The sequence below is a fragment of the Sorangium sp. So ce836 genome, assembly GCF_028553905.1.
GTDB classification, from domain to species: domain Bacteria; phylum Myxococcota_A; class Polyangia; order Polyangiales; family Polyangiaceae; genus Sorangium; species Sorangium cellulosum_D.
Genome location: NZ_CP102233.1, coordinates 11,672,671 through 11,684,421 on the forward strand (window position 1 = coordinate 11,672,671; position 11,751 = coordinate 11,684,421).

At 68.8% G+C, this 11,751-nt stretch carries 8 protein-coding genes; 4 read left to right on the top strand and 4 right to left on the bottom strand.

From position 1 onward, the window contains the following. Positions 1-60: 60 nt before the first annotated feature. From NQZ70_RS42550 to NQZ70_RS42565, 4 genes are all read right to left on the bottom strand, one after another. Positions 61-1,545 (bottom strand): RNA polymerase sigma factor RpoD/SigA, encoded by a 1,485-nt coding sequence (locus NQZ70_RS42550; RefSeq protein WP_165374445.1) that lies wholly within the window; start codon positions 1,543-1,545, stop codon positions 61-63. A gap of 1,426 nt (positions 1,546-2,971) precedes the next feature. Further along, positions 2,972-3,331: a 50S ribosomal protein L20 gene (rplT, locus tag NQZ70_RS42555; protein ID WP_020740308.1), complete on the bottom strand. Its 360-nt coding sequence runs from the start codon at positions 3,329-3,331 to the stop codon at positions 2,972-2,974. 26 nt (positions 3,332-3,357) lie between these two features. Beyond that, on the bottom strand, positions 3,358-3,555 hold the full coding sequence (rpmI, locus tag NQZ70_RS42560) for a 50S ribosomal protein L35 (protein WP_020740309.1): 198 nt from the start codon (positions 3,553-3,555) through the stop codon (positions 3,358-3,360). Between the two features lie 192 nt (positions 3,556-3,747). Beyond that, entirely contained in the window at positions 3,748-7,596 is a 3,849-nt protein-coding gene (locus tag NQZ70_RS42565; protein WP_237244565.1) for a DUF3857 domain-containing protein, read from the bottom strand. Between the two features lie 731 nt (positions 7,597-8,327). Here NQZ70_RS42565 and NQZ70_RS42570 point away from each other — a divergent pair. From NQZ70_RS42570 to alr, 4 genes are all read left to right on the top strand, one after another. Beyond that, positions 8,328-8,810, top strand: coding sequence for a roadblock/LC7 domain-containing protein (locus NQZ70_RS42570; RefSeq protein WP_012239856.1), 483 nt, complete (start codon positions 8,328-8,330; stop codon positions 8,808-8,810). Between the two features lie 11 nt (positions 8,811-8,821). Continuing rightward, positions 8,822-9,412 (top strand): ATP/GTP-binding protein, encoded by a 591-nt coding sequence (locus NQZ70_RS42575; RefSeq protein WP_020740311.1) that lies wholly within the window; start codon positions 8,822-8,824, stop codon positions 9,410-9,412. A 390-nt stretch (positions 9,413-9,802) separates the two neighbouring features. Continuing rightward, the gene (locus tag NQZ70_RS42580) at positions 9,803-10,348 is read left to right on the top strand and encodes a hypothetical protein (RefSeq protein WP_129579326.1); all 546 of its coding nucleotides are present in this window, start codon (positions 9,803-9,805) and stop codon (positions 10,346-10,348) included. A 98-nt stretch (positions 10,349-10,446) separates the two neighbouring features. Further along, entirely contained in the window at positions 10,447-11,727 is a 1,281-nt protein-coding gene (alr, locus tag NQZ70_RS42585; protein WP_237244566.1) for an alanine racemase, read from the top strand. Positions 11,728-11,751: the final 24 nt, after the last annotated feature.

Here is an 11,751-nt window from a genome sequence, read left to right on the forward strand (position 1 = left end):
AGCGCGGCCGCGCAGCATTGCGCTGCGCGGCCGCATCGTCTCACCTGCTGAGCTCGTCGCTCAGTAGTCGCGCATCTGCTTCCGGATCTTACCGAGCGCCTGCTCCTGGAGCTGGCGGATGCGCTCGCGCGACAGGTTGTACTTGTCGCCGATCTCCTTGAGCGTGAGCTCATCCTCATCGTCGAGACCGAAGCGCCAGCGGATGATCCGCGACTCGATCGGCGTGAGGGTGGTCAGGAGCCGTCGGACCTCGTCGCTCCACTTCCTGTTCGCCAGGTGATCGAACGGCGACAGCGCGTTCTCCTCCTGGAGGAAGTCGATGAACTTCCGCCCGTCCTCGTCGCCGACCGGGCGGTCGAGAGAGAACGGCGTCTCCGCGTAGAAGTCCTTCACCTTGTCGAGCTTCTCGCGCGGGACCCCCGTCTCCTTCTCGAGCTCCTCGATCGTCGGCTCGTGCCCCGTGCGCGCGATGATCGCCTGCGTCGCCCGCGCCACGCGGTTGTACGTGTCGAGCATGTGGACCGGGATGCGGACCGCGCGGCCCTTGTCGGCCAGCGCGCGGCTGATCGCATGCCTGATCCACCAGGACGCGTAGGTCGAGAAGCGGTAGCCGCGGCTGTGGTCGAAGCGCTCGACCGCCTTCATCAGCCCGATGTTGCCCTCCTGGATCAGGTCGATGAGCGGCAGACGCCCGCGGTTGTAGCGGCGCGCGATCGACACGACGAGCCGCAGGTTGGCCTTCACGAAGCGGTTCTTCGCGTCGTGCTGCGCCTGGAAGCTCCGCTCGACCCGATCGAGGTACCGGCGGTAGGAGCTGGACATCGGGAGCCTCGGCCGCGTGGGACGCGTCTCCTCGGGGTCGCTCACGTCGTCCTCGAAGTCCGGCTCGCGCACGAGATCGCGCGCGATGGTGAAGGCCCGCGCCATCCAGAGGCGATCCGAGTCCGGCAGCCGGACGGCCGCAGCGAGCTCCTCGGAGAGCTGGGTCCACGGCTTCTCCTGCTCGGGCAGGAGCTTCCCCTTCTGCTTCTTCGCCAGGCGGACGAGCTTCTGCATCTCCGCGATCTGCGGAGCCTTCACCTCGTCCTCGCCGGCCTTGGCGACGTCCTCCTCGAGCGCGGTGAGGATGTGCTCGGCCGCTGGCAGGTACGAGAGGAGGGCCACCCAGTGGTCCACCTCGGTGCGCTCGACTGCGCGCGCGGTGTCGAGCTCCTCGTCCGGCCCCATCACGGGGTGCAGCGCCATGTCGCGGAAGTAGCGGGCGAGCATCGAGTCGCCCCCGCCGTCCTCGACATCCTTCAGCTCCCGATCCTGGTTCCTCGCCCGCTCGGGCTGCGGCAGCCGATCGAGCGGTCCGAGGTCCAGATCCATGAAGTCAGCCGACCGATCCTCGTCGAGGATCTCCGCCGGGCGGGGTCGCACGACGGTCTCCTCCGTCTGGTCGTCTTCCAGAAGGCTGAGGGCCGCGATTTCCGGCGTGGCCGTCCCACCCTGAGCGAGCGGGTCGCCCTTCACTACAGTGGCGTTGCTCTTGGTCGACCTCATGGCGGCTCCCTCCACGGTGGTAGCTCCTTGAAAGTGCGAGCGCGGCGACTGGCTGTCCCCGAATTCTTCGACATCGGAGACCCCCGGATCGGTGGTCTGCGATGCCGCCCGCCGGGGAGCCGATGCGGTCTCGGCTCCCTGCGAGCTCTTGGATGCCGCGAGCCGCGCAGAGGTACCTACAGCAGAGGACTTGGCGTTTCTCCGCGCAGTTTCTGGACGGCGGGCGGTCGACGTGCTCATCTTGGTCTTTGTGTCGGCGTTCACTTCTAAACGGCTGACCTTGCGAGATTGAAATGCCTCGCCACCTTTCGACGGCGAGCGAGACGATTTCGTGCCAAACAGGGAGCAGGAGCTGACCGAAGGAGCCCCTGTTGAAACCGGCAACCGCTGGTGCTTTCTTTTGATTCCGGTCGAACTCTTCTCGCCTGAGGCAGACCTGCTCTTGCAGAGTGATGCTCTCGAGCCGGCTCCCGATGGCAGCCCAACTCCAGAAGCAAGAACAGTGCCTTTTTTAGCGTGCGTTCCGTGTTCTCCCGTTTGAGAGCTCGCCCTGGGTGCGGTATGTAGAGTGGAAGGTGCCGTCCGTGTCGTGTCGAGCGAAACATTTCGCTGCGACCGAGCCGAACTGCATGGCTGGGTACGCTTTCGGGGACGCAACAACATCGGCAACCTGTCTCCTTGGGGACACATCGAGCTCGCCGGCCTCCCATGGGCGTGGCAGGGTCGACCTCGCGGCACGGGCAAGGGAATATGCTATCCTTTCCGGCCCTTAGAGGGCCGGACCCGACCGTTGAGGCCGTCCTGTCAGTGAGCTTCGATGTTTCCTGAACCTGGGCCTCCCGATGCCAATGTCGAGCCCTCACCCGACAGCCGAAGGCGGAGAAGGTTATTTTTCCCGACAGATCACCTGGAAAGTTAGTATTTCCAGGCGGCGGATCAGGCGCAGCGGAATTCGCAGCTACGTGTGACCCCAGGGAGAAGGGCCGGGAACAGCCTTAGGCTCCTCCGGCCCCGAGGGTGCGAAGCGCCCGTCGCGAGGACGACGTTCCAGCGCTGGAGCCGTCGAAGCTCTGCGAGCTGGGTCTCGGATGACCCTGGCAGCAGGGTCATAGGGTGCCATCAAAGATGCGTAGCCGGCGTGCACGATGTGCACACTGTGCATCCGTTCGGTACCGATTCGCCTCACCGGACAAGAACGGCAGAGCTGTTCGTACCACAAACGGACAGCGGCTTGCCTTCACCCACCATGAAGACGGATCTGGATCTCCAGCCCACAGGGGCGGTGCCAGGGCAGCCTGCTTCACCAGGCAGCTTGATGTGAAAAATGTTACACTTTTGAGATTCACAGCGCCAGATGCGGCGGTCTGGCAGGCTCGACCGACTCAGGAAGGTGCGGCCGGATGAGCGTGCAGACCGCCCGGAACCGTCACCTGGCCGACGAGGGCGCGGCGAGCTTCGCCACGGCACCGAACGACGCGGGGTCGTGGATCGCGATCTCCGACAGGATCTTCCGATCGAGCGCGATGCCCGCCTTCTTGAGCCCGCTGACGAGGCGGGAGTAGGTCGTGCCATTCAGGCGCGCGGCGGCGTTGATCCGAGTAATCCAGAGACGACGGAAATCCCGCTTCTTGAGCTTGCGGCTGATGTAGCCGTACTCCCAGGCGTGACGCAGGACCTCGACCGCCTGGCGGAAGCGGTTCTTCCGGCCGAGGAAGTAGCCCTCGGTCTGATTGAGGACGCGGTTGCGACGGCGACGGGCCTTGAACCCTCTTTTTACACGCGGCATCGGAGCTCTACCTCACTGATCCAGGGTCAGCCGTAGGGAAGAAGCAGCTTGACGCGCTTCTCCATCGCCGAATCGACCATGTCGTTCTTGCGGAGACGACGCAGGCGCTTCTTGCTCTTCTCCTGCATGCAGTGGTTGAGACCGCTCTTGCTGCGGCGAATCCGGCCGGAGCCGGTCACCTTGAACCGCTTGGCCGCGGCGCGGTTCGTCTTCATCTTCGGCATGACGCCCTCGATCCGAGTGCCTATCGCTCCCAGCGGCCACCGCTCCGAACCACCGGAGCGGCTGTTCTGTGCCGCAGGGATGCGTAGAGGGGGCGCTTTATGGCGACCCGCCGCAAGATTGTCAAGGCCAAGGCGGGGGCCGGAGCCGGCCGTCGATGAACTGCTAGGGGTCGGGCATGGTTCGGCGGTCGCTCACTTGCCGAGCACGACCCGCTGGCCGAACGCACGGTCAGCGGTCTCGCAGAACATCCTGAACTCCATGTACTCGGACGGCTTGATCCGGGACTTGGTGAGGGAGATCTGGCTGCGAACGACGACCTTCCCCGCGGACTGCTCGACCGAGATGGAGAACTTGCCGAAGGGGGTGTCCACGTCCTGGGGCAGCGGCGCCCTGGTGACGCGCCACCCCGCAGGGAGGCGGATCGACCACTCATCCCGGCGCGTGGTGAGCGCAGGGATGATCACGTCGCGGGTGCGTACCGACAGGGAGGCGAACTCCGTGGCGAGGCGCTGGGCGGGGACGGCGGGAATCGACAGGCTGTCGCCCTCCCGGCGAGCGAGCGCGACGGCCTTTCCCCTCGCCCGCAGCCTCACCGGTTGCTCGATGTCCTCGAGGTCGTTCACCTCGACGCCCGCCTTGCCGGGAGCCAGCTCGACCGTCCCGAAGTCCACGGCGAGGTCCCGACCTGCCCGATCGCGGCGCGTCCCATCGGCCATGTAGCGGGTCCGCCACTCCGGCGCGAACGCGCCGGCCACCTGGACGTCGACCCCGAGCTGGGCTGACCCGTCGGCCCCGAGCGCGATGTCGACGTTCCGCTGCACGACGGAAGCTCCCGGCGGGGGCTCCGGGAGGCGAACGAGCTTCGGCTTGCCCTCGTTGATCTGAAGCGCGATCGCGCCACGATCCATGATCGGCAGCTCGGTCGAGCCGGAGTGCTCCGCCGTTCCGTCGAGGTAGAGGTCGAGCGAGGGCACGTACGCGATCGCGTGGTCGAACGGCGCGAGGCTCGCGGGCTCCGGCTCGATGCCGCCTCGCATGCGGGTGCGTACGAGCACGATCGTCGCCGGGATGCCGACCTCGCGGAGCATCGTCACGATCAGCGTCGCCTTGTCCTTGCAGTCACCCCAGCCGCGAGCGAGCGTCTGGGCGCACCTCCTCGGGCGGATGCCTTCGATGCCGAACTCGAGCGCCACGTAGCGCGTCTCGGTCGCGTACTTGTAGATCGCGCGGACCTTGCTCAGATCGTCGCTGAGGCCCTTCGTGATCTCGCGCACCCGCTTGCGCACCTCGTCGTCCACATCGAACTGCTCCCGCGCGAGGCCCCAGTACCAGGAGCCGACCTCGTCCCAGCTCCTGAACGTCGAGACGTGGACATGCGCGAGGATCTCGGACCACGCGGGCATCGCCGGCTCGGGGGCGACCGCCGGGACCGAGGCGGCGGAGAAGCGGAAGATGCGCCGTTCGGCGTCTTCCTTGGTCTCACGCACAAGGCCTGGCAGCGGGGACGCGAAGACGTGGAACGGCTTCGCCTTCGGCGTGATCAGCACGTACTCGCTGCTGGCGATCGGCTCGTCGCTCTGGAGGTACTCGATCTCGCCGAAGTGATCGGCGATCTCGTTGCGAGGGCTGACGTCGTCGATGCGGTAGCGCAGCTCGACGACGTCGCCGGCGTTGAGCCGCGGGAAGCTGACGTAGAACGTGCGCGCCGAGGTGTACATCGCGAGCGCCGGGTTGTTCGCGCCCGCCTCGCCGCTCTCGATCGCCCCGTCGACCTTGCCGTCGGCCCGGTAGACCTTCGCGGCCCGGAGGCTCACGGTCTGGCGATCGGCCTGGTACTCGAACGCGTACTGCCGGGCGCTCGCCGCGGCCTCGTCCGTGAGCGGCTGGAAGACCACCTGACGGAAGCGGCTGGCGAGGCCGTTCGGGAAGACGGTGGTGACCGTCAGGCTGCGGAGCGTGCGCTTGGGATACTGCCGGTCAGCGCTGCGCCGCATCGGGAGGAAGCGGTCCGGCGCCCAGGCGTAGGCCTCGTCAGCGCGCGGCTTCGGCGGCTCGATGTGCTCGATGTACTCGCGCACGTCCTTCGCCTGAGGGCTGATCGCCAGGATCTGCTGCAGCATCTCGAGCTGCGCTTCCCGGTTGCCCTCCTCACCGTAGAGATCCGAGAGCGCGCGCAGCGTGCCGATGTCCTCCGGCGCCATGGCGAGCGCGCGCTGATGGGCGGCGAGGGCGCGATCACCCTGACCGAGCGCCCGGTACGTGCGCGCCGCGACCGACCGGGCCCAGACCGAGTCGGGCTCGCTGCGGAGGAAGCGCTCGATCCAGCGCTCTGCGCCGGCAGGATCGCGCCGCGCCACCGCGAGCTCGACCTGCTGGTGCAAGAAGCTCGAGTCGTCGAAGCGCAGCGCCGCGTAGCGCGCCTCCATCTCGGCGGCCTCCGTGTCGCGGCCGAGGGCGCGGAGCTGCGCCGCCGACGCGCGGAGCAACGAGACGCTGCTCGGCTGGCGCGACAGCGCTCGCTCCAGCGTGGCGAGGGCGGTGCGCTTCAGCCCCGCCTCCACGTAGAGGTCGACGAGCCCGAGGGTAGCGATGACGTGGTCGGGGTCTGCGGCCAGGATGCGCTCGTAGATGGGGGCCGCTTCCCGCCAGTTCGGGCTCGTCTGCGCGAGGCGCGCCTGGGCGAGCAGGACGTCGACGTCCTCGCGCCCGCGGCCCGCGAGCAGAGCGGCGCGCTCGATCCACGCGCGCTGCTGGTTCCTGTCCTCCGAGAGCTGGCCCGCGAGCAGGTAGCGGCGCACGCTCGGCTCGGCCTCGGCGGAGCGGCGCGCGAGATCGCGCGCCCTGTGCTCGCCCTCGGCGTCGCCTCCGGTGAGCATCAGGTAGCGCGCGAACGCCTCCAGCAGCGCAGGCGACGGCCGGGCCGCGCCCGCGGCGCGCTCGAACGCCTGCATGGGCCCCTCGACGGCGAGCGCACGCGCGGCGAGCGTCGCGCCCGAGGCCGGCGCTCCAGCCTGCGCCCGCGCGTCGCCCGGCCGCCTGGCGCCGCCCGCTTGCCCCTGAGGCGCCGTCACCTGCGTCCCGACGTCGGAGGTCACCTCCAGATCGAGATCCGGAGCCCCCTTCTCGTCGCCGATGCGGAGCGCGAACTTGGGCGCCGACGCACCTCCGCAGACCTTGATCGTCAGGCGGTTGTAGCCCGGCTTCAGCGACACCAGCGCGGCGAACCGATCGATGTCGAGCTCGCGGTACCCCGGATCGGCGAGGACCTTCTCGCCGTTCCAGAACAGCTTGAAGGCGCCGTCCGCGCCGACCCAGACCGAGATCGGCCGAGGCGCGCGCGTCCCTGGCTTCGCGCGCACGAACGTCGTCGCGTAGCCGCAGACGCCCTCCACCGGCCGGATGAAATCGCCGAAATCGAACCACCCGTATTGCGGCGCCTCGGGCGGCACGCGCCAGCGGACCGCCCGCGCCTTGCCGTCGTACGTCCTGCCCGCCACGATCGGCTGATCGAGCTCTTCCTCGGGCCCGAATGCGCGATCGAAGCCCCCCTTGTTCTCGTTGTCGAACGGGCCGATCGTCGCCCAGCGACCGATGAACCCGAGCCGTTGGACCTTCGTGACCGCGCCGTCGAGATCGCCCCGCCGCCTGCGCGCGTACGCCGAGAGGAGCTCCGCGTAGACGCGGGCAGGCGCGCTGGTCGCGCCGCTCTCCGCGATCGACGCGATCGCCTCCTCGACCTGCGTCGGATCGGCGCGGTCCCATGTGCGCCAGAGCTCGCGCAGCGCGCCGTAGACCTCCGGACCCCTTGCGGCGCGGACGGCCGCGTGCGCGGCGAGCACCTCGGGGTGGACCGCGCCGAGCTCCGCGCGAGCATCCGAGCCGATCGACGCGGCGCACGCCAGGGCCGCCGCCCCCGCGGCGAACGCGCAGGAGAAGCGCTTCCTCGTCGTCCCCGCGTCGAGCTCGACTCCACGGGGCTCGGTCCGGTTGAGCACGTCACGCATCCACGGCGCTATCCCGTGGCCGAAGCCATCGGTCAAGCGCAAGCCTCGCCCGCACAGGCGACGAAGCGGCCCAGGTCAAGCGCTGACGCTCACGGCCAGCAAAGCGCGCCCGCAGGCGGCGATCCCGGGATCTCGCACGTCGAGGAGCGCGTTCATGAGCCCGCCGCGCCGCCCGCGCTGATCCCAGGAATTTTCCGGACCTTCTGCCCAGCACACAGGAGCGCTGGTCGGCGCGCCCGCGGCCAGCAGGCCCGGACCAGGGCGCAGCGGCGGTCCGGCCGTCGGCCCGCCGCGCCCCTTGGTCATCAAAAAAGTCTTTTAATTCATATATTTAGACGATAAGGTCGCCCGACCTGCAGCCGCGGAGCGGCGCCTGGAAAGCACCGGAACCGGGGGCCGACGGGGGCAGGGGTGGGAGCGAGGTCCGTCGACCTCGAGCAGCGCTCGGAGGGGCCCCGCTGCGCGATCCTCCAACTTCCAGAAAGGGCCGCCTTGCTCCGCCGCACCTGCTTCGGATAGAAACGTCCCAAGATGTACGGGCGCACGGTCGAGGAGCAGCGGCACTGCGCGCCGCGAACCGATCATGCAAGCCCCAGGCAGCGAGCGTGGCGCCGCGAACGTGGTACCGGTGGTAAGGCAGACCCGCACAGCGGGAAGCCGGTTGGATGACGATGGTCGGGGACCGCACGTGCGGCGCCCGGTGATGACAAGGGCTACAGAGCCCGCAATGCCCAGGGCCCCATCGCGAGAGCGCTGGCGGAGGAACGATGGTCAACCCTCAGATGGTGATGTACGAGGAGGAATTCAATCAGATCCAGAGCGTGGTGGATCGCCTCGTCAAGGACGCCAATGCGAAGGTCGTCTTCATCGTTGACAAGAACGGGCAACTGATCGCCGCGAGCGGGGACGTCGACAACCTCGACACCACGTCGCTCGCCTCGCTGACGGCGGGGAACATCGCCGCCACGGGCGGCATGGCGAAGCTCCTCAAGGAGAACGAGTTCGCCACTCAGTTCCACGAGGGTGAGAAGGCGAACATCCACATCCAGCTGGTCGGGAACCGCGTCATCCTCGTGGTGATCTTCGACTCAAAGTCGAGCCTCGGGTTGGTGAGGCTCCGGGTGCGAAAGGCGAGCGAGGAGCTCAACCACATCTTCGAAGCGCTGCTCAAGAAGGTGCAGGAGCCGGGCGCCGACTCGCCGTTCGCCGAGATCACCGACGAGGACATCGACAACCTCTTCAACGACTAGGAGCGCGGTCGATGAGCTTCATCAATTACATGGCGCGCGAGATCAACTGCAAGATCGTCTATTACGGCCCGGGTCTCTGCGGCAAGACGACGAACCTGCAGTACATCTATGAGCGCACCAACCCGGACGCGAAGGGGAAGATGATCTCCCTCGCCACCGAGACCGACCGGACACTCTTCTTCGACTTCCTCCCGCTCGCGCTGGGCGAGATCCGCGGCTTCAAGACGCGGTTCCACCTGTACACGGTGCCGGGGCAGGTCTTCTACGACGCGAGCCGCAAGCTCATCCTGAAGGGCGTCGACGGCGTGGTCTTCGTGGCGGACTCGCAGCTCGGTCGCATCGAGGCGAACCAGGAGTCGGTGGAGAACCTCCGCACGAACCTGGCCGAGCAGGGCTACTCGCTCGACAAGATCCCGTACGTCATCCAGTACAACAAGCGGGACCTGCCGGAGATCGGCACCGTCGAGGAGCTCCGGGCGCTGCTCAACCCGACCAACGTCCCCGACTTCGAGGGCGTCGCGCGGACCGGCGTCGGCGTGTTCGACACGCTCAAGGCGGTCGCGAAGCTGGTGCTGACCGAGCTGAAAAAGGGCGGCCCCTAAGCAAGGGGCAGCCCCACGAGCGAAGCACAGCGCGGCGAGCGAGGCGTGAGGGCCCGCTCGCGCTCGCTGCAACCATCAGGCGCGCTGGTAGATGCGGTTCCGCCGGTTGCGGTTCTTCGCCTTCAGCTTGGACCGGTAGCGCTTCGACTTGGAGCGCGTGGTCTTCCGAGGACCTTTCGACAGCATGAGGAACATGGACAGGCTCCGTTGAGGCGCCCGGCGCGGAGGCGTCGTGCCGCCGCCGCCGGTGCGAAGGGGCGGCAAGGTACGGCATCGCAGGGCAAAGTTCAACCGGAGAGCACCTCGGCCCGACGACCCGCGCGGTACCAGAGGCGGCGAGCCAGGGGTCACACCGGGGCCGAGCTTTTCTGCTATCGGTGTTCGTAGCTCGTGCGGTTCAGGACCCTCCTCTGCCTCGCCGCCTCGGTGACCGCGTGCGGCGCGAGCATCAACGCGGTCTACGAGGGGGACGTACGCTTCGAGCACTGCATGGCGCTCGACTCGCTGGCCGACGTCAAGCCGACGCTGCGGCGCGCGTGTTGGGACGAGTGGCTCCAGTTCTACACGTTCGGGCAGACGCGCGATCGCGTCGAGTACGCCGCGCTCCGCGCGAGGCAGCTGAGCCACGCCAGCGACTTCGACGAAGGCGAGTGGAGCCCGCCCAGCAGCCGGGCTCCCGCCGTGCCGGAGCCGACGAGCGCGCTCGCCCCGCCGCCCAGGCTCCTGACCACCGACGTGGCCGCGCCCGCGGAGGAGGCGGACGCCGGCGCCTCCGACGCGGCGCCGAGCTCCGCCGAAGACGCAGCGCCGCCGGGGGCGGAGTGCAGCGCGGCGTGCGAGGCGAGCTGGAAGGGGTGCCTGCAGGACTGCAGGACCGCCGGCTGCGAGAAGGGGTGCTCCGGCAAGTACACGCGGTGCATGCGCGGCTGCTTCTGACCGGCGGCGCTGCGCTCTGCGAACATGCCTCACCTTGTCGCACCAAGATGGCCTGGAATCTTGACCCTCGATCGAGCGTAGGGCTATCCGCGTACACGATGTCCGCTTCGCACGCGCCCACAGAGCTCAGCAGCACGACTCCCGATCGCAACGGCACGGCGTCGCCCGCCGAAGGGCTCGGAGCGAGCCCCGGCCCGGTGCGGGTCCTGCGGCCGCGCCGAGCGGCGCCAGCGGACGCGGTGCGGCCGACCCGCGCGGAGGTGAACCTCGCCCACCTGCGGCACAACCTGCGGGTCCTGGAGCGCGCGCTGACCGGCGCGAAGCGGCCGCAGATCTGGGGCGTGCTGAAGGCCGACGCCTACGGGCACGGCGCGCCGGCCGTCGCGAGGACGCTCGAGCGCACCGGGATCCCCGGTCTGTGCGTCGCGCTCCTGGAGGAGGCCATCGAGCTGCGGGACGCCGGCATCCGGCTGCCCATCCTCGTCATGGGCGGCTACTACGGCCCCCGCCGCGAGGGGTTCGAGGAGATCATGGCGCGCGATCTCGTGCCCGTCGTCTACGACGCCGGGCAGATCGAGCGCCTCGCGAACGTGGTGCGGCTCGAGCAGCGCGGCCGCGTCGGCGTGCACCTGAAGGTGGACACCGGCATGGGTCGGCTCGGCGCCGCGAGCTCGGAGATCGAGGCGGTGTTCGCGATGCTCGCCAAGCACCCGGAGGTGAGGCTCGACGGGCTCATGACCCACCTCGCCTGCGCGGACGCCGACGATCTCGGCGTGACGATCGAGCAGATGAGGCGCTTCGAGGAGATCGAGCAGCGGGCGAAGAGCTTCGGCCTCGCGCCGCGGGTCCGGCACGCGTCGAACAGCGCGGCCATGCTGCGCCTCCCCGCCGCGTGGCTCGACGTCGTTCGACCCGGGGTCGCGCTGTTCGGCATCTCGCCGTGCCCGGGGCTCGCGCCCGATCTCAAACCGGTGATCCGGGTGCGCAGCGAGATCGTCGCGCTCCGCACGATCGCGAGGGGCGACAGGATCGGCTACGGCCACACCTGGCAGGCGCCGCGGGAGAGCGTCGTGGCGACCGTGCCGATGGGGTACGCCGACGGCCTGAGCCGCCAGCTGTCGAACCGCGGGGCGGCCCTCGTGCGCGGTCAGCGCGCGCCGATCGCGGGCGCCGTGTCGATGGATCTCACGATGCTCGACGTGACGGACGTGCCGGGAGCCCGCGTGGGCGACGAGGTGGTGTTCCTCGGGACACAGGACGGCCCGCTCGGGCGCGCCACGATCAGCGCGGAAGAGATCGCCGGTCTGACGGGGACGATCGCCTGGGAGGTGCTGACGAGCATCTCTCGCCGCGTGCCCAGGTTCTACCGAGAGCCCTGAGCTCGCGCGCGGCGCCGCCCGCGC